Here is an 18,573-nt window from a genome sequence, read left to right on the forward strand (position 1 = left end):
GGCTAGGATCGGCTGGTGAGCCGCAGAGCCATCGGCACGAGGACCAGCAGGATCAGGATCCGCGCGAAGTGGTGGGCGGCGATGTACGCCGGGTCGAAGCCGAGGAGCAGGCCGATGGCGGCCATGGCCTCGACGCCGCCGGGCGCGAAGGCGATGACGACCTGGCCGATGGGCAGGCCGGTCAGGCGCCAGGTGACGGCGGCGAAGGCCATCGCGATCACCAGCGTGGCCAGCACGACAACCAGCCCCGCCGCGACGTAGCGGACGAACTGCCTCGCCGAGATGCCAGAGACCCGGGTGCCGAGCACCCCGCCGGTGATCGCAAAGCCGATGAACACCGCCCAGGCCGGCGCCGGCCCTTCGGCGAGGCCGAGCACATGGGCCAGCCCGCTCAGCACCATGCCGGAAATCAGTGCAGCCGCCGGCACGCCCAGGCGCCCGCCCGCGATCCCGAGAGCCACCGCGAGGGCCAGCAGCACGGCGAGCGGCAGCAAAGCCATGGGCGCATGCGCCGGCGCGGCGGCGACGTCTGGCGCGCCGATGGCGACGGCGATGGGCGGCACGACTGCGACGAGGATGAGCACGCGCAGCACCTGCAGCACCATGACGGCGGCGGCGTCACCGCGCCCCTCGGCCGCGATGGCCAGCGCGTTCGACATCGTGCCGGGCGCCGTTCCCAGGATCGCGGTCGGGGCGTTGAGGCGGAAGAGACGGGTCAGGATGAAATGCCCCGCCGCCAGCGTCGCGGCGAGCGAGGCGACCAGCAGAACGAGGCTGACCGTCCAGTGCGGCAATTGCTCGACGATGCTGGCGTCGACCCCTGCCCCGAGCGAGACCCCGATGGTCGCGAAGGCGATATCGCGCAGCCGCGTCGCCAGCGTCACCGGCACCCCGGCGGCGCCAACCAGCGCCACGCCGATGGTCGCGCCGATCAGCGGCGCCGCCGGCAGGCCGATGAAGGCCGCAATCGCGGCCCCTGCCAGTGCCACCGCCAGCGCGGTTACATGCGGCGCAATCGCCCGCAGCATCGTCATGTTGTCTCACCTCTCGGGCGGTCTTTCAGCCTGCGCCCGGATGCGCTGGCCGCAGGCCCTGACGATCGGAGCAAAAGCTCCGATCCCGGTGAGCGGGTACATCAAGACGCTCGCCAAGGTCGAGACCGGGATGGTGCGTTCCCTGCCCGAGCCCCCAATCGCGGGAAACTGAGCGCCCTGCCGTGCGGCTTGCCTCGACAATCCGGCCGAACCGGCCTCTCTTGACCGCTATGGCATCAACGCCCTTCACGATCCGGGCAACCGGAGGCCATACAAGGGAAAAACACGGCGGGGGCGCAGCCCCCCTTTGGAACCTGCAAGACCTCTGCGACGCTGTACCAACCCCAGACCCGGAAGACAGACATTATGAGTAACCGACTCTCGAGCCTCCTTGATCTCTCCAAGCGGGCGGTGGTGCCCATTGTCGCAGCGCTCCTGGGCCTCATCGCCTTAGCCCTTGGATGGATCTGGCTCGCGGTGCTTCTGGCGGCAGTCGTGCTGCTCGGCCTCTACGATGCCTTCCAGACCCGCTGGTCGATCACCCGCAACTATCCCGTGGCCGGTCGCATCAGGTGGCTGTTCCACGATCTGCGCCCCTATCTGCACAGCTATATCGTCGAGGACGATCTTGGCGGCACGCCCTATTCGCTCGCCGCGCGCCGGCTCGTGCAGGCCCGGGCGGACGGCGTGACCGACACGCAGCCCTTCGGCACCGAGCGCAATACCGATGAAGAGACCTATCACTGGGTCGGCCACTCCATTTCGCCCACGAAAGACCCGGCAAAGTCGCCGCGCGTCGATGTCGGCTCAGACCAGTGCAGCAAGCCCTATTCGGCTTCGGTCCTGAACATCTCGGCCATGAGCTTCGGTGCGCTCTCGGCCAATGCCGTGCGCGCGCTCAACCTCGGCGCCCAAAAGGGCGGCTATTACCACGACACCGGCGAAGGCGGCCTGTCGCCCTATCACCTGGAAAACGGCGGCGACATCGTGTGGGAGCTCGGCTCGGGCTATTTCGGCGCCCGCGACAAGGACGGCAATTTCGACCCGGAAAAATTCGCCGAAACCGCCCAGCGCGATGTGGTCAAGATGACCGAGATCAAGCTCAGCCAAGGCGCCAAGCCGGGCCACGGCGGCCTGCTGCCCGCCGCCAAGGTGACCGACGAGATCGCCAAAATCCGGCAGGTGCCGGCGCATCAGGATTGCCTGTCGCCGCGCGGCCATTCGGCCTTCTCCACGCCCATCGAGATGCTCGAATTCGCCGCGAAGATGCGCGACCTCTCGGGCGGCAAGCCGGTTGGCCTGAAGCTCTGTATCGGCCAGCCGCATGAGCCCTTCGCCATCATGAAGGCCATCCTGAAGACCGGGATCACCCCCGATTTCATCGTCGTCGACGGCGGCGAAGGCGGCACAGGGGCCGCGCCGGTGGAGTTGTCCGACTGGGTGGGGATGCCGCTGTCGGAAGGGCTGATCCTGATGCGCAACGCGCTGGTCGGATCGGGCGTCAAATCGCAGATCCGCCTTGCGGCGAGCGGCAAGGTTTACTCCGGCATGGGGCTGGCGCGGAACATCGCCCAGGGCGCCGACTGGTGCAACGCGGCGCGGGCCTTCATGTTCTCGGTCGGCTGCATCCAGGCGCAGCGCTGCCATCTTGGCACCTGCCCCACCGGCGTCACCGCGCAAGACCCAAGCCGCCAGCGGGGCCTCGTGCCCGAGGTGCAGGGTGAGCGCTCGGCCCGCTTCCATGAGAAGACCGTGGATGCGCTGATGGAGATTGTCGCCTCGGCGGGGCTCGACCATCCCGGCCAGCTGGAGCCGCACCACATGATGCACCGCAATGGCCCCGAAAAGGCCGTGCCGATGGATCAGGTGCACCCCTTCCTCGCCGAGGGGGCGCTGGTGAACGCGCCGGACGAGACGATCTACGCCGATTTCTGGCGGGCAGCGCAGGCCGAAAGCTTCCGCCCCGCGCTGGATCTCGCCCGGGCGCGGGCAAGCTGAGAAGACATTTCTGAGAAGGATAAGAGTATGGCCAAGGTTGCGGATGTCGTCGTGGACGCGCTTGTCGAGGCGGGCGCCAAGCGCTGCTGGGGGATCGTGGGCGACACGATCAATCACTTTACCGATGCGGTGCGCCGGTCTGACCTGAGGTGGGTGCATGTGCGCCACGAAGAGGCTGGCGGCCTGGCCGCAGGGGGCGAGGCCTATTTCACCGGCGAGCTTGCCGTCTGCGCCGGCACCTGCGGGCCGGGCTCGCTGCATTTCGTCAACGGCATCTACGAAAGCCACCGCAACGGCGCGCCCGTTGTGCTCATCGCCTCTGACGTGGCGCGCGCCGAGGCGGGCCTTGGCTTTCCGCAGGAGGTGGATCAGCGCAAGATCTACGAGCAGCACAGCGTGTTCTGCGAGTACATCTCTCACCCCGATCAGGCCCGCCGCATCATCGTGCAGGCCGCGCAGGCGGCGCTGACGATGCACGGCGTCGCCGTCGTCATCGTCAACGGCGACATGTTCGAGGAAGATACCAAGGACGAGATGGCATGGTCCGTCCATCGCCCCCAGCCGGTCCTGCGCCCGGCGGAGGAGGAGCTCGACGCGCTGGCCGAGCGGCTGAACGCGGCGAAGACCGCGACGCTCTACGCCGGCATCGGCGCCCGCGATGCCAGGCCCCAGCTGCTCGCGCTGGCCGAGCGGCTTTCGGCCCCCATCGCCCATACCAGCCGATCGAAGGAATTCATTGAGCCGGCGAACCCCTACAACGTCGGCATGATCGGCATTCTCGGCAACAAGTCGGGGGTCGAGGCGGTCGACGGCGCCGATCTGATGCTCTGCCTCGGCACCGATTTTGCCTATACGCAATTCTATCCGGGCAAGGACAAGGTTATCCAGATCGACCGCGACCCCACCCATATCGGCCGCCGAGCGCCGGTGAGCCTGGGCCTTGTCGGCGATGTCGGCCCGACCATCGACGCCCTGATCGGCCGGCTAACCCAGAAGGACGATACCAAGCATCTCGAAGCCGCGCGCAAGCAATGGCAGAACGATCTCGAAGGCTACACCCACGAGGCCAAGGAGAGCGACCCGGAGCTCATCCACCCGCAATTCGTCACCCACGCGCTCGACAGGCTGGCCGCGGCCGATGCGATCTTCACCGCCGATGGCGGCTCGCCCATGGTCTGGCTGCTGCGGCACCTCACCGCGACCGGCGAGCGGCGCTTCCTGACCAGCCTGCTGCACGGCACGATGGCCAATGCCTATCCGCAGGCGATGGGTGCCGCCGCGGCCTATCGCGGCCGGCAGGTCATCTCTATGAGCGGCGACGGCGGGCTGGCGATGCTGATGGGTGACCTCCTGACGCTCAAGCAGGAAAAGCTGCCGGTGAAGATACTGATCTACAACAACGGCTCGCTCGGTTTCGTCGAGATGGAGCAGCGCGTTGAGGGCCTGCTCGACAGCTATACCGAGCTCGAAAATCCCAACTTCGCGCGGCTGGCGGAGGCCTGCGGCCTGCAGGGCTGGCGTGTCGAGACGGCGGACGAGCTGGAAGGCGCGATGGCCGCCTGGCTCGCCGCCGACGGGCCCGCGGTGCTGGACGTGCGGGTGAACCGGATGGAGCTGGTCATGCCGCCCAAGATCGAGGCCGGCCAGGTCGCCTCGACCGCCCTCTTCGGCATCAAGGGCGTCCTCGACGGCCGCGTCCGCGAAGTGGTTTCGCTGCTGCGCGACAACTTCCTTCGGTAGGGTCGCAGGCTCATCCGGGGCGGCCCCTCTTGCGCTGACGGCCCTCAGCCACGCGCAAGGGACCGCCCCGGACCGCCATGACAGCTGCCCTCCGTCAGCCGTTGTAGGCCACGGCGATATCCAACACCCAGGTCACGCCGAACCGGTCGGTCAGCATACCGTAGAGCGGCGACCAGCCAGCGGTGGCCAGCGGCTGGCGGACCTCTGCCCCTTCGGACAGCGCCTGCCAGAGGCTCTGCAGCTCTGCCTCGTTGTCACCGCGGATGGAGAGGAAGAAGGGGATCGTGCCGCGGTCATATTCCATCGCACCGGGCACGTCATAGGCCATCACGCGGAAGCCGGCGGGGCTTTCCACCTGCCCCCACATGATCTGATCCGCCTCGTCCGGGTTTTGCACGGCGTGAGCGTCGGCATAGGTGACCGCGACCAGATCGCCGCCGAAGACGCTCTGGTAGAAGGTCAGCGCCTCGCGCGCCTGGCCGCGGAAGTTGAGATGGGCAGTGGTGTTGATCGTCATTGCAAGGTCTCCTGTTGCGATCTGCGATGCCGAAGGTTTAGGTCTGTCCAACTGCCAGTTTGCGTCAGTTGCAGGAGAGCGTCCCATGGCCCGCACCGACCGCCTTCTCCGCCTTCTGCAGGCCATGCGCGTGATGCCCGCGCCGATCACCGCAGCCCGGCTGGCCGAGGAGACGGGCGTGTCGCTCCGCTCGCTCTACCGCGACATCGACAGCCTGCGCGCCGCCGGCGCCCGGATCGAGGGCGAGCGCGGCTACGGCTATCGGCTGGTCGAGGATTACGCCCTGCCGCCGCAGACTTTGGACCGCGACGAAATCGAGGCCTTGGCGCTCGGCCTGGCCGAGGTGCAGCACATGGGCGACGCGACCCTGGCGCGGGCGGCGGCCTCGGTGCTGGCGAAGGTCGGCGCTCGCCTGCCGGAGGGGCACGAGCAGCTCCTCGTGCACGCCATCTCGCAGGTCTACCGCCCGGATAACCGCTTCGCGCCCACAGCCAACATGGACCTGATCCGCGCCGCCTGCTGGCAGGAGCGGGCCCTGCGCCTGCGCTACGTCGATCAGCGCGGCGCGGCATCCGAGCGAGAGATCTACCCGCTGGCCCTGATGTACACCGAACGAACACTGACCGTCCTGGCCTGGTGCTGCCTGCGCGAGGACTTCCGCAGGTTCCGCAGCGACCGGATCGAGGCCGCCGAGGACACCGGCCGAAGCTTCCGCCCTGCCCGCGCGTCCCTGCTGCGGGAGTACCTGGCGCGGCTGCAGGAGGAGGAAAGGCTGGGCGCCTCTGAATTCGTCTCCTAGGTTTGCGGAGGGTCTGCCCGGAAGTGCCGCGTGCTGTCGTGGCCGACACCGCTCCGAATGCTGTCGGCGCCAAGTTGCGGCAAGATCGTGCTGCCGTCTCTCCCGACATTGAGTGAGGCCAGAATCCCTGCAACCATGCGGCCTGCGGATTCGATCCGGCCGGCCAATATCGATCTCCTCGCGAACCGGAGTGTGAGAATGACCCAATCACCGCTGACGTCTGCGGGCCACGATGACCCCCCCCGCGAGGACGTGGCCCGAGACGACCAGCCAGCGCCTTTGCGCCTGCGGGATGCTCCGAACTGGCTGTATCTGCTTCGCGAGTTCGAGTCGCTCTATCGCTATGGCTCCGCCGGGGGCGCCAAGTCGATCCGCTCGCACCGCAAGAAGGTGCGCGATGCCCTGTCGGCGATCATCATGGGTAACCCTCAGATGACCCTCTCCCCGCCTGCCGAAAAGCCGGTGGTCGTGCATTTCGGCCGCGCCCTCGATCTTGGCGAGCGCGGCGCCATGCAGGGCATGGCCCGGGCCCTGCGCGAGCTTCGCGCCTCGCTCGACTGGCGCTATGGCTACGAGAAGGTGCCCAGAGCCATGGCGCAGAAATATGCCTATTGCGAGATCGCAGGGCCGAACGGGCCCATCCAGTCAGACAGGCTCATCCTTGGCTTCGTCCTATTCGCCCCGAACACAACCTATCCGCAACACAGCCACTCGGGCATCGAAGAGAGCTACATATCGGTGTCCGGGTCCTGGTCCGAAAACGATGCCGCCGTCTACGCGCCCGGCTCGCTCATCCTCAACAAGCCGGGCGAAGAGCACCGCATCACAACCGGAGACCTCGACCCCTGCCTTCTGGCCTACGCTTGGGTCGGCCCGCCCGAGCGCCTCGCTTCCCCCGGCATGAAACTGACGCCGACGCGGAAGGCGCGTGCAACCCGGAAACCCTGAGGTCCTGCCGACAAGATCGCTCATAGCGACCTCAGACTTACGGAGGTGAGGCGAGCGAGCTTTGGGTTCGCGCTCGCCACTTAAGGCTTAAAGTCCCTCGTTAGCCCCGGATCGGGATGCTTCAGGGCCGCACCTCGGACTGTCCGTCTGCAGCAATTGCGAGACCCGCCGAAGGGCGCCAGTGGGCCTTGCCAGTTTCCCCGATCGGAGAAGCGCGCTCACCGCCCACCCCGGCCGTCAACTCCTAGGCGATCCGGCGGAGCGGTGGCGCCTTCTCCCCCCGCTCCGAGGCGTTCTGGAATTCGGCCACAACGTCGCTGAGCAGATTGGTCGCAGAGGTCAGAGCTGTCGTCGCGGCGGAGGTTTCTTCGAACATGGCTGCATTCTGCTGGGTCAGCTGATCGAGCTCATCGATGGTTTCCTTCAGATCGGCAATGCCCTGGGAGTGGGTCCCGACCGTCGAGGCGATATTCTCCATCGAGTCCGATGCCTTGCGAACCGCCTCGAGAACGTCGCGAAGCACGGCACCGGTGTTGTCGACGAGCTCCACCCCGTTTTGAATCTGGCGCGCTGTATCGTTGATGAGAACGCTGATTTCCTGCGCCGCGTCGGAAGACCGGCCCGCAAGCGCACGCACCTCCGAGGCGACCACGGCGAAGCCCTGCCCGGCCGAGCCCGCCCGCGCGGCCTCGACCCCGGCGTTGAGCGCCAGAAGGTTCGTCTGCAACGCCACATCCTCGATCAGATCGACGACCGACATGATCCGGTCAGAGCTGCTCTTGATCTGCCCCATGGCATCCAGCGCACCATCGACCACCTTCATGCCATTTTCCGCAGCATCCCTTGTCTCGCCGGTCGTCATCGCCGTGTTTCGGGCGTCTTCCGATGCGAAGGACATCACCTCGCTGATCTTGTCGATGCGCGAGGTCACCATGCCCAGAGCATGGGCCTGTTGCTCTGTCCTCTTGGCGAGCTTCTCGGAGGCCCAGGCAATGTTCGTCGTATCCGTCTTGATCGAGTCCGCGTTCTTCTGGACGCGGGCCATCGCGACCGACAAGGCACTGACAGCGTTATTGAATTCCTGTCGCAGCGGCTCGAACTGATCGGGAAAGATCGTCGCGATCCGCGTTGCGAGGTCGCCTTTCGCCAGCTTGCTCAGCGCCGCGCTCAACTGTGCCATGACATCGAGCTGCTCGGCTTCCTTCCTGGTCAGGTTCTGCTGCAGCTCCTGCGAGCTTGCCAGCGCATCGGACAGCCGTGTTGCTTCCTGCTCGATCTGGTCGCGCTGACTGAGCTGCATGTGCAGCAGGTACGACAGGCCCAGGGTTTCGGCGACCCAGACGGTGCCGTGCAGCGCCAGGCGCCCCAGATCGACCAGAAATCCGCTGCTTGGATAGATCAGCGTCGGCATAAAGAGCGTCAGCACCAGATGGTGCACAACCACGAGCCCCGAGGCGGCGAGAAGCGCCCGCTGATCCTGCAGGATGACCAGCCCCGCCAGCACGGCGAAATAGACCAGGTGGGAATCGAGTTGCCACGGGTTCCCCGCCAGAGCCGCCGTCAGCAGGGGCAGCTGGCCCATGGTACCCAGCGACACGGCCAGCCGCGCGATGCCGCCGCCCTGGCGCTGAAGCACCATCGCGATCGAGGCGATCGCCAGCGAGATCACCAGAAACGGCCAGGGTGACAGGCCCGCCAGCCACGCACCGACCGCTGGGACGGGCGTCATCATGACGTTGATATAGCCGATCAAGCGCAGGCCCTTTGCCTGCGCCGCGTCCAGCGACGTGGTGGTGTCGGTCATTCTAAACTCCGCAAAGTTGCGCTGCGATCGCGCCGTCGAGGACCAGCCAGGCCCCTTCCGATTTCAAGCGCTCAGAAAAGCCCTCGGGATGAGTGTCAGCCACGGCGAGCAGGGCCATCGGCGCGCTCGTGGGGCCGATGGGGCGCCCGCCCGCGCGCCGAAGAATGTCGGGCAAGTCGCTCATGGGCCCGACCACAAGAAGGGTGGTTGCTGTTGGAACGGGCCGGCCTGCCAGAGCCAGCACAGGCGCGGCAAACAAAGGCCCCAGGACCAAACATATCATCGCGACAACGCGCATCCCGGCCTTCCCAAGAGAACCACTCTGTCCCGTGGGATAGCGCCGCGCTCTTACCGTGCAGTTAAGGCGCCTGCGCTGTAGACGGCTGCGTCGTTCCGGGGGTGATCTTCCGGGCCGAACGCCTGCCGCTTCTCCAGACCAATGCCCGTCAGACGACCAGACCGGGTATGCGGCGGGCATCCACCAGGTCGTGACAATGGTCGATGAAGGCTTGCACCCGGCGCGTGACATGAGCCGACCGCGTCGTCGCGATGCCGAGGTGCAGCGGCTCCACGTCTCCGGTCAGTGGCAGGAATATCAGCGGCTTGCCGTCCGGCGCGGTGTCGGAAACCGTCCGCATGTTGGCTATGCCGAAGCCGAAGCCGTTGGCCACCATGCTGCGCTGAACCGCCATCTCGCGTGTCCGCTCGATGACCTGAGGCCGCTGCCCGTGGCTGCGGAAGAGCGACAGGAAGTACTCGGAGCTGTACGGCAGATCGAGGAGGACCATGGGGTACTCCACCAGATCCGCAACGCTGAGATGGCTTCGCCCGGCAAGGGCATGGTCGGGCGGCAGGAAGACGTAGGGCGGAAGCTTCACCAGCGGTTCGAACGAAATATCGTTGATCAGCGACAGGTCATAGGTCAGGGCGATGTCGATCCGGGCGCTGCGCAGCGCCTCGAAAATCTCTGCCTGGTCCATCTCCAGTTGCGAGAAATCGACGGCGGGGAACTTGTCCTGGAACTGCCGGCGCAGCTCGGGCAGCACGATCTGAGCGAAGGTGCGCAGGCAGCCGACGCGCAGCGAGCCGCCCACGGTGTCTGACTCGATATTGGCGAGGTCGTTCAGCTTGTCCGCCTCAGAGAGGATGCGCCGCGCCTGCTCCATGAAGGCCTGGCCCGAGGAGGTCAGCACCGATCCCTGTGCATGCCGGCGGGTGAAGAGCTGTACCCCGAAGCCCGCCTCAAGCTGGGCGATGGCCGACGACATGGAGGGCGCCGAAACATTCACGATCTCGGAGGCAGTCGAGATGCTGCCCGCCTCGCCCACCGCGACGAAGTATTCCAGCTGCCGGAGAGTGAAGCGCAGGGGCATCGCAGGTCCTCGGTTCGGAATGGGCAGTTCGGGATGGACCCCAGTCTTCACCGGGCCGGCCGCCAGTTCAATCGTCTCCCGGTACGCCGTAGGAGGGCGCGGCCTCGGGGTCGAGCGCGCGGGTGACATAGGCCTCCATCTGCGGGCGGTAGACCGACCACGCGCTCTCCAGCGCCGTGATCGGGCAATCCTCCGTCCAGTCGATGCGCAGCTCGGCCAGCGGCCAGCTCATCTTGTCGACCAGCAGCAGCCCCGCCGAATGCACCGGCCCCGCTTCTCCGCCCGCGTCCAGCCCGGCCCGGAGCGCGCCCATCAGCCGGTCGCCCAGATGGCTGCTGCTGTTGGAGAACTGGCTGACCATGACCTCCGGCACCCCGGTATCGGCCAGAAGGTTGCCCGCCGCCGCCACGTCGGTGTCTTGCGCGCTGCTCCACAGGCCCAGCACCTCGCTGCCTGACCAGACCGCACTCTGCCCCGAGCGGCCCACCGCGAGGATCTGCCGGTAGGCCATGTAAGAGCCCGTACGCTCGAGGATGAGCACGGCCTCGCGCGCCGTCGCCCCCCGCTCCATCAGGTCCAGCGCCTGGGGCCCGAGCCGGGGGTCGGTCACGTTCTGCGAGGCGACGACGCCGACGCCGGCGCGCGCATGCGAACAGCGCGCCGCCACGGCGGGCGAGGAGGAGGAGACGACCATGCCGAACATGCCGGAGGTCGAACAATGGGCGACTAGGGAGAAGGTCATGCGCTGTCCAGTCGGTGCGTCGGGTGGGTCAGTCGGGGATCACCGCGGTGCCGTCGATCTCGACCAGCCACTCGGGCCGGGCGAGCGCGGTCACGACGAGGCCGGTCGAGACGGGATGCACCCCTTTGATGTACTCGCCCATGGTGCGGTAGACGGCCTCGCGGTGCCGCACGTCGGTGATGTAGACCACCACCTTGCACAGATGCTCCATCGTGCCGCCCGCCTCTTCAATGAGCTGGCGGATGTTCTGCATGACCTTGTGGGTCTGCTCGACCGGGTCGTGGCTGGCGATGTTCTCGGCGGTGTCGAGATCCTGCGGGCACTGCCCGCGCAGAAAGACCGTCCGCCCCCGGGCGACGACGGCCTGGGCGAGATCGTTGTCGAGCGCCTGCTCGGGGTAGGTGTCCTTCGTGTTGAAGGGGCGGATGCGGGTGTGTGCCATCTGGGGTCTTTCAGTTTTCTGTATTGCGCTCGGGCCGGATCAGCCGGCCACCTCCAGCACGATCTTGCCGAAATTGTCGCCACCTTCGAGCCATGCATGAGCGTCGCCCGCCTCCTCCAGCGAAAAGCGGCGCGACAGGACGGGCCGCACCCGGCCCGGGCCGATCAGCGGCAGCAGATGCGCCGCCACGTCGCGGGCGATGCGGGCCTTCTCGTGCGCCGGTTTGGGCCGCAGCGTCGACGAGGTGAGCCAGAGCCCCTTGCGCATGACCTTGGACAGATCGACCTCGGCCACCGGCCCGGCCATGAACGACAGGCTTACATGGCGGCCACCCGGCGCGAGGCAGTCGAGGTTCCGTCCAAGGTAGTCGCCTCCGACAATGTCGATGACGACGTTCACGCCTTGCCCCCCTGTCCGCTCCTGCACGTGCGGCACGAAATCCCCCGCGCGGTAGTCGATCGCGCTGGCGCCGATCTCGGTGAGCCGGGCGCATTTGTCCGCCCCGCCGGCGGTGGCGATGACCTGCGCGCCGGTCGCAAGCGCGAGCTGAAGGCCGAGTGTGCCGATGCCGCTCGCCCCGCCATGAATCAGAACGGTGTCGCCAGCCCGCAGCCCGCCCCTCTCGAAGAGGTTGTGCCAGAGCGTGAACAGCCCTTCCGGCAGCACCGCGGCCTCCGCCATATCAAGCCCGTCGGGCACCGGCAGGCAGCACTCGGCGGCAGCAATCGCGTGGGTCGCATAGCCGCCGCCTGTCAGCAGCGCCATCACGCGCGCGCCGATGGCCGGGGTCTGCACCCCCTGCCCCACGGCCACCACCGTTCCCGCGACTTCGAGCCCGAGGATGTCCGTCACCCCCGGCGGCGCCGGCAGGGCGCCGCTGCGCTGCATGACATCCGGCCGGTTCACCCCCGCCGCCGCCACCTCGATCAGCACCTCGCCCGGCCCCGGCTCGGGCATGGGCCGCTCCACGAGGGTCAGCACCTCGGGCCCGCCCGGTTTTGTCGCGGCAATCGCCTTCATCGTCGTCTCCGTCATCATTGCAAGAGCCCCGGCAGCCAGAGCGAGAGCGCGGGCACGAGGATCAGCAGCACCAGCAGGCCAAACATGGCCGCGAGGAACGGCATGTTGGCCCGGGTGACCGCGATCACCTCTTCCTGCCCGATGCGTGCCGCCACCAAGAGGGCCAGCGCCACCGGCGGCGTCACCTGCCCGATCGCCACCGTCACCACCATCAGCACACCGAAATGAACGAGATCGACGTCGAGCGTCAGAAGCGAGGGCAGCAGCACCGGCATGATCATCGGGATCAGCGGGTCGAGGATCATCCCCGCGATCAGCGCCAGCAGCAGGAGCGCCGTGATCTGAAGGACGACGGTCTCGAAGGGGAAGAGCACGGCCATCAGGTCGGCCAGCGCCACCGGCACCCGCGCCTGGCTTAGCGCCCAGCCGAGCGCGGTGGAGAGGCCCACCACCATCAGCACCTCGCCGGTGAGGATCGCGGCATCGACGGCCACGCGGTAGAGCGCCTTGAGATCGAGGGAACGATAGACCCCCATCGACAGGAAGAGCGCATAGGCGACCGCGAAGGCGCCCGCCTCGGACGGGGTGAACAGGCCGAAGACCAGACCGCCGAGAATGAGCGCGGGCATCCCCATCGGCAGGATCGCGGCGCGGCCCGTGCGGACCAGTTCGCGCCATTCAAAGCTCTGCGCGGGCTTCCAGCCGTGCCGGCGCGCTAGCACCGCAACGGTGCCCATCAGAACCAGCGCCATGAGCAGGCCCGGGATTGCCCCGGCAAGGAACATCGCGCCGAGCGAGGTGCCGGTGACGGCCGAATAGAGGATCATCGGCGAGGACGGCGGCACCAGCACGCCGATGCCGGAGGAGGTCGCCGTCAGCGCGGCGGCAAAGGGCCCGGGGTAGCCCGCGGCCTTCATCTTGGGGATGATGACCGAGCCGCTGCCCGCAAGATCGGCCACCGACGTGCCGATCATGCCGCCGAACATCAGGCTGACGCCGACGTTCACATGCGCCAGCCCGCCGCGCATCCAGCCCAAGAGGGCCGAGGCGAAGGCGAAGAGCCGGTCGGCGATGCCGCCCGCGTTCATGATGCCGCCCGCCAGAATGAAGAGCGGCAGCGTGACGAGGATCGCGTCGGACAAACCGCCCAGGGTCTGCTGCGGCATCGCCAGCATCCAGCCGCCGGAGAAGGTGAGGAAGAATACCACCGAGGCGGCGAGCGCCACGATGATCGGGAACCCCGCAAGCGCCATCACGCAGAGCGTGACGATCGTCCAGACCGCCAGCCCCATCATGCCCGGCGCCCCCCAAAGGCGGCGCGCAGCCCGCGCCAGAGCAGCACCAGCGCGATGCCGGCCATCGAGACCATCAGCGCCGAGATGCCGAGGCCCTTAGGCAGCCGCAGGATCGGCGAGACATCCCCGCCGAAGAGGCCGAGGTAATTGCGGATCTGCCAGGCGAAGAAGCCCAGCGCCCCGGCCCCGATCAGCCCGCAGGCGGCGTCGAGCCAGCGCTGCCGGGCGGGCGAGAGCCGCACCACCAGGACGTCGCAGGTGATCAGCGTGCAGCGCATCGCGCCCAGCAGCAGACCCACCGAGGCGACCCAGATCATCGCCGAGATCACGGCTTCTTCCGTCCATGGCAGCGGAGCGTTGAACAGGTAGCGGCCGAGGGCGTTTGCCAGCACCAGGAGGGTGATCAGCCCCATGAGCCCGGCCGCCAGCGCCTCAAGCGCGCGGGTCGCGAACCCGGGCAGCGGCACCCGCCGGGCGGCCTGGGACAGAAACTCCCTCGCGCCGATCATCTGCCAGCCTCCGGCAGGCCGCAGCGGAAGAGCCGGCCGTAATCCGGGCAATCGTCGTCGACGCCGGCGAGGCGCAGGGAATGCCAGAACGACGCCTGCACGGCGCTCACCACCGGTTTGCCCAGCTCCTTCTCCAGCGCGCCGATCACGGCGGCGGAGCGGAAGTTGGTACAACTTATGAAAACCGCCTCGGCGTCGGGGTGGTCCATCTCGCAGACCATGTCGAAGATCTTTTCGAGCGGCACTTCGGCGAGGGCCTGGTCTTCGTCGATCCGCAGGTTGTTGCTGGCCAGCACCTCGTGGCCATTCTCCCCCAGCCAGCGGATCGCCCGCTCGTGGACCGCGTCGACATAGGGCGTCGCCAGCACCACGGGGCCCGCGCCGAGCGCCTTCAGCGCCGCCAGCGAGCCGGTCGAGGCGGTTGTGACGGCCTTGCCCGGCGCCCAGCCCCTCATCTTTTCGCTCAGCGCCTCGTCATAGGCCGAGCCATGCAGGAAGGAGCCCGAGGTACCGCCGAAGCAGAGCACGTCGATCGGTGCCGAGGCCAGCAGGCGCCCGGCCTCTTCGAGCTGCGGCGCGTCCATCATCGCCTGAATGCCCTCGACGGTGACCTTGGGCAGCTTGATGCGCGTGGTATGGATCGCGACGCCCTTCGGCGCCATCGCCCACATCTCGTTCTCCATGACGACTGAAGAGGCCATGAAGATCAGGCCGATGCGGGCCCGCTCGCCGTAGCCGTCATACGCGAAAGCGGGGGCCTCGCGGCCCCCGTTCCGTGCGGTATTCGCAGCACTCATTCCAGAATGCCCTCGACCTGAATGAGGAATTCTTCGCCGACGATGCCGGCGAAATCCGCGCGCAGCGGCGCGGCGGCCTCCTTGAAGGCGGCGAGATCGGGGGTGTTCACCTCCATGCCCGCTGCCTCGAACTCGGCGACGAGCGAGGCGTCGCTTTCATCAGAAAGGACACGCGTCGCCTCGGCGCCGGCTTGGGCGGCGGCCATCACGGCCTCCTGCTCCTCGGCAGAAAGCGCATCCCAGGCAGAGCCGGACATGGCGAGCGTGATCGGCGTATAGACGTGGTTGGTCAGCGAGACGTAGGACTGCACCTCGTCGAACGAGAATTCCTTGACCACCGAGAGCGGGTTCTCCTGCCCGTCGATCACGCCTTGCCGCAGGGCCACGTAGACCTCGCCAAGGGCCATCGGCGTCGGCGCGGCGCCGAGCGCCTCGAAGGCCATGATCCGCGTTTGCGAGCCGGGGGTGCGCAGCTTCAGCCCGGCGAGGTCTTCGGGCGTGTTGATCGGGCGAACCGAGTTCGAGATCGCCCGGAAGCCGAGCTCGCCGAAGGCCAGAACCTGCAGGTCGTTGGTCTCGCGCAGCGAGGCGGAGAGCACCTCGCCGAGCTCGCCGTCGAGGGCGGCGCGGGCGGTCTCTTTGTCCTCGAAGAGGAACGGCAGGTCGAAGACCGCGAATTTGCTGTCGAGCTCCACCACGTCAGAGCCGAGCGGCACCACATCCACCTGACCGGCGCGCAAGAGCTCGGTCAGCGCGGCCTCGTCGCCCAGCGCGCCGCTCTCATAATAGTCGGCGGTAAACCCGCCGGCAGCGTCGATCTCGTCGCGGAAGGTCGAGAGCATCACGTTGAGCGGGTCGCCCGGCGGCGTCTCGACCGCCATGCGCAGATCGGTTTGGGCGAGGCCCGGAGTGGCGGCAAAGGCGGTCATCGCCGCGGCGAAGGCAAGGGGCAGGTATCTGGTCATCTTCGTCTCCCGATGGGGCGCACCATGTGCACGCCCAGTCCGTGACTGGACTGTTCTGTGAACGACCTGTCTGTCTCGCCATCAGGGGCCCTTTCAGCCCCGGAGCGGCACAGAGATCATGAGAGGAGGCTGGCCGTCGCCGGGCACCCCAACAACTCGATTATTCCTTTCCGCTGGATAGAAATTTCCGTGGTGAAGGCGTAAGTCACTGATAAGTAATAACTGATTTTGAGGCCCCCAGCGCCAGGATGAGCCGGGCACCCCAGGCCGCCCAAGAATTGCGCAGGCATGAGCAGCAGGCAGGCGTGTCGCACGCGCGCCTGCGCCCGGCGCGCGCCGGCCGGGTTGTGCGTTTTGAGGAATTCTGAGGAGTGCCCAGCGCCGCGCTGCCTTGGCCGCGCAGTCGCCGGGGGGTCGCCTGCGGGGCCGCGATCAGCCCTGCCGGACCATCTCTGACATGGCGCCAAGCGCCAGTAGGTAGCCCTGTACGCCGAAGCCGGCGATGATGCCGGTGGCGACCTTCGACATGTAGGAATGGTGCCGGAAGGGCTCGCGCTTGTGGATGTTGCTCATGTGGCATTCGATGATCGGCCCGTCGAAGGCCATGAGCGCATCGAGGATCGCGATCGAGGTATAGGTCAGCCCGGCGGCATTGATGATGAGACCATCGGCCTCCAGCCGCGCCGCCTGAATCCAGTCGATGAGCTGGCCTTCGTGATTGCTCTGCAGGAAGTCGAGCTCCAGCCCCAGCTCCCCCGCCCGCGCGCGGCACTTGGCCTCGATGGCGGGAAAGCTGTCGGTGCCATAGGTCCCTTTCGGGTCGAGCCCGTAGAGATTGGCGTTCGGGCCATTCAGGAAGACGACTTTGGGCATGGGGCGCTCCGGCGTGATGCGATCAGGCGTGCTGCGATCAGGCGTGGTGACGCAGAGCATCGGCAGCCGGCTCTGCCTTGGCGCCCGGCTTGTCGTAGGCGGCATAGCCCCGCTGCACCATGACATGCGTCGCAAGGTACTTGGCGTCGTACCAGCACCCGTAGATGAACGACGAGGCCCGGTTCGTCAGGTCCGGCAGCCCAAGGAAGTAGATGCCCGGCTCGGCCGAGATGCCGCGCTTGTGGAACGGCTGCCCCTCGCGGAAGGCGCCCGGCACATCGAGCCAGGAGAAATCGAAGCGAAAGCCCGTGGCCCAGATGATCGAGGTGATCCCCGCCTCGGCCAGATCGAGCGACAGCACCGGGTCGGTCACGCAGGCGGGGTCGGGCAGGATCTCCCATGCCTCCGGCTCTGGCGGCAGGTCGATGCCGGTGCGCGCCACGAACTCGTCGGCCTCCTCAAGGACATTGAGATAGGCCCGGTCGCCCGCGGCAATATTCTCGGCCAGATCGCCCGAAAAGCGCAGCACGCCGTCCTCATACGAGTGGGTCACCCCCAGCACGGTCATCCCGCCATGGGCGAGCCGGCGGAAGTCGATGGTCTTGCCGCCGTTGTAGCCGCTGACGGCGAAAGCGACGTGTTTCTTCTTCGGCTCGGTCTTGATCTCGTCCCACTTGCCCAGAACGCCCAGCCACCACACGTAGTCGCGGTTCCGGTAGGAGCGCGGCGGGCGGTAATGCTCGCCGATCGACAGATAGACCTTGCGGCCGGCATCCTGCAGCTCTTCGGCGATCTGCGAGCCCGAGGCGCCGCCGCCCACGACGAGGACAGCGCCCTCGGGCAATTGGCCCGGGTTCTTGTAGGTGGCGGAGTGCATCTGGGTGACGCCCGCGTCATCGGGAACGATCTGCGGCCAGCTCGGCGTCTGGAACGGCCCCGTCGCCGCCACGACCCGCTGCGCGATGATCTCGCCCTCGGAGGTGGTGACCAGATAGCCGGGCTTGCTCTCGCGCGCGCGCACCGTCTTGACCTCGACCCCGGTGCGGACAGGCGCGCCGAACGTCTGGGCGTAGTCTTCGAAATACTGGGCCATGCGCTCCTTGGGCGGGAAGCACTCGGGGTCGACATCGTCCATCTCCAGCCCCGGAAACCGGTCGTGCCAGGCGGGGCCATTGGCGACCAGCGAATCCCAGCGCTCCGAGCGCCAGCGTTCGGCGATGCGGCTGCGTTCGAGAACGATGTGGGGAATGGACAGATCGGTCAGGTGCTTGCTCATCGCGATGCCCGACTGCCCGCCGCCAACGATGACCGTATCTGTTTCTTCGATTGTCATTCCATGTCCTGTCTTCTGGATCGCCTCCGCCCGAGAGGAACCTGCGATCCAGACGCCAAGGTGGAAAGAAGAATATACCTAGGCAGAGGAGAGGAAGAATCTGTGCCGGCCCGGGGCCAGGCTCGAAAGTCGCGAGCTATGCGGGTGTTCATAGCGAAGGGGCGCCATCTGCAGGTTATGACAGACCTACATGACTGATATGATGATGTTTTCTGAGAAACGCCTGCCTTAATTCTGGCAGCCTGGTGGCGGAGACGAAGGGATTCGAACCCTCGAGACGGTTTCCCGCCTGCACCCTTAGCAGGGGTGTGCCTTCGACCACTCGGCCACGTCTCCGCCGGCGGGTTTATCAGCCGAGGGCGACGAGGAACAAGGCCCATTCGT

The 18,573-nt window shown here is 67.2% G+C and carries 17 protein-coding genes and 1 tRNA gene; 4 read left to right on the forward strand and 14 right to left on the reverse strand.

Annotated features, from left to right (window positions below):
- Positions 1 to 2: 2 nt before the first annotated feature.
- Entirely contained in the window at positions 3 to 1,034 is a 1,032-nt protein-coding gene (locus ACXN5S_RS14530) for an AbrB family transcriptional regulator (RefSeq protein ID WP_458606182.1), read from the reverse strand.
- Between the two features lie 366 nt (positions 1,035 to 1,400).
- Here ACXN5S_RS14530 and ACXN5S_RS14535 point away from each other — a divergent pair, with 366 nt between their 5' ends.
- Together ACXN5S_RS14535 and ACXN5S_RS14540 are read left to right on the forward strand one after the other, a co-directional pair.
- On the forward strand, positions 1,401 to 3,032 hold the full coding sequence (locus ACXN5S_RS14535; protein WP_458606183.1) for an FMN-binding glutamate synthase family protein: 1,632 nt from the start codon (positions 1,401 to 1,403) through the stop codon (positions 3,030 to 3,032).
- 27 nt (positions 3,033 to 3,059) lie between these two features.
- A complete protein-coding gene (locus tag ACXN5S_RS14540; protein WP_458606184.1) occupies positions 3,060 to 4,772 on the forward strand; it encodes a thiamine pyrophosphate-dependent enzyme in 1,713 nt (570 codons plus the stop codon).
- Positions 4,773 to 4,866: 94 nt separating this feature from the next.
- Here the strand turns inward: ACXN5S_RS14540 and ACXN5S_RS14545 are convergent, their stop codons facing one another.
- Positions 4,867 to 5,289, reverse strand: a complete 423-nt coding sequence (locus tag ACXN5S_RS14545) for a VOC family protein (RefSeq protein ID WP_458606185.1) — start codon at positions 5,287 to 5,289, stop codon at positions 4,867 to 4,869.
- An 85-nt stretch (positions 5,290 to 5,374) separates the two neighbouring features.
- Between ACXN5S_RS14545 and ACXN5S_RS14550 the strand changes: the two genes are divergently transcribed.
- Positions 5,375 to 6,088: a helix-turn-helix transcriptional regulator gene (locus ACXN5S_RS14550; RefSeq protein ID WP_458606186.1), complete on the forward strand. Its 714-nt coding sequence runs from the start codon at positions 5,375 to 5,377 to the stop codon at positions 6,086 to 6,088.
- 198 nt (positions 6,089 to 6,286) lie between these two features.
- On the forward strand, positions 6,287 to 7,036 hold the full coding sequence (locus ACXN5S_RS14555) for a dimethylsulfonioproprionate lyase family protein (protein ID WP_458606187.1): 750 nt from the start codon (positions 6,287 to 6,289) through the stop codon (positions 7,034 to 7,036).
- A gap of 244 nt (positions 7,037 to 7,280) precedes the next feature.
- On the opposite strand, the gene ACXN5S_RS14560 is transcribed toward ACXN5S_RS14555, so the two are convergent.
- The 12 genes from ACXN5S_RS14560 to ACXN5S_RS14615 all read right to left on the reverse strand — a co-directional run bounded on the left by ACXN5S_RS14560 (position 7,281) and on the right by ACXN5S_RS14615 (position 18,525).
- A complete protein-coding gene (locus tag ACXN5S_RS14560) occupies positions 7,281 to 8,840 on the reverse strand; it encodes a methyl-accepting chemotaxis protein (protein WP_458606188.1) in 1,560 nt (519 codons plus the stop codon).
- 446 nt (positions 8,841 to 9,286) lie between these two features.
- On the reverse strand, positions 9,287 to 10,213 hold the full coding sequence (locus ACXN5S_RS14565) for a LysR family transcriptional regulator (RefSeq protein WP_458606189.1): 927 nt from the start codon (positions 10,211 to 10,213) through the stop codon (positions 9,287 to 9,289).
- 67 nt (positions 10,214 to 10,280) lie between these two features.
- Positions 10,281 to 10,955: a DUF1028 domain-containing protein gene (locus ACXN5S_RS14570; RefSeq protein WP_458606190.1), complete on the reverse strand. Its 675-nt coding sequence runs from the start codon at positions 10,953 to 10,955 to the stop codon at positions 10,281 to 10,283.
- A 28-nt stretch (positions 10,956 to 10,983) separates the two neighbouring features.
- Complete coding sequence (locus ACXN5S_RS14575; protein WP_458606191.1) at positions 10,984 to 11,397, reverse strand: RidA family protein; 414 nt, start codon at positions 11,395 to 11,397, stop codon at positions 10,984 to 10,986.
- A 39-nt stretch (positions 11,398 to 11,436) separates the two neighbouring features.
- Positions 11,437 to 12,417 carry an NAD(P)H-quinone oxidoreductase gene (locus ACXN5S_RS14580; protein WP_458606192.1) on the reverse strand — a complete coding sequence of 327 codons (981 nt, stop codon included), beginning with the start codon at positions 12,415 to 12,417 and terminating at the stop codon, positions 11,437 to 11,439.
- Positions 12,418 to 12,431: 14 nt separating this feature from the next.
- Positions 12,432 to 13,712, reverse strand: coding sequence for a TRAP transporter large permease (locus tag ACXN5S_RS14585; RefSeq protein WP_458606193.1), 1,281 nt, complete (start codon positions 13,710 to 13,712; stop codon positions 12,432 to 12,434).
- Positions 13,709 to 14,221, reverse strand: coding sequence for a TRAP transporter small permease (locus ACXN5S_RS14590; RefSeq protein ID WP_458606194.1), 513 nt, complete (start codon positions 14,219 to 14,221; stop codon positions 13,709 to 13,711). The genes ACXN5S_RS14585 and ACXN5S_RS14590 overlap by 4 nt, the downstream gene beginning before the upstream one ends.
- On the reverse strand, positions 14,218 to 15,018 hold the full coding sequence (locus ACXN5S_RS14595; protein WP_458606195.1) for a maleate cis-trans isomerase family protein: 801 nt from the start codon (positions 15,016 to 15,018) through the stop codon (positions 14,218 to 14,220). The genes ACXN5S_RS14590 and ACXN5S_RS14595 overlap by 4 nt, the downstream gene beginning before the upstream one ends.
- Entirely contained in the window at positions 15,015 to 15,983 is a 969-nt protein-coding gene (locus tag ACXN5S_RS14600; RefSeq protein ID WP_458606196.1) for a TRAP transporter substrate-binding protein, read from the reverse strand. Before ACXN5S_RS14600 ends, ACXN5S_RS14595 begins: the two co-directional genes overlap by 4 nt.
- Positions 15,984 to 16,415: 432 nt before the next feature.
- On the reverse strand, positions 16,416 to 16,856 hold the full coding sequence (locus ACXN5S_RS14605) for a type II 3-dehydroquinate dehydratase (RefSeq protein ID WP_458606197.1): 441 nt from the start codon (positions 16,854 to 16,856) through the stop codon (positions 16,416 to 16,418).
- Between the two features lie 37 nt (positions 16,857 to 16,893).
- On the reverse strand, positions 16,894 to 18,189 hold the full coding sequence (locus tag ACXN5S_RS14610) for a flavin-containing monooxygenase (RefSeq protein WP_458606198.1): 1,296 nt from the start codon (positions 18,187 to 18,189) through the stop codon (positions 16,894 to 16,896).
- Positions 18,190 to 18,435: 246 nt separating this feature from the next.
- Positions 18,436 to 18,525 (reverse strand) — tRNA-Ser (locus ACXN5S_RS14615).
- Positions 18,526 to 18,573: the final 48 nt, after the last annotated feature.

The organism is Pseudoroseicyclus sp. H15 (assembly GCF_054353345.1).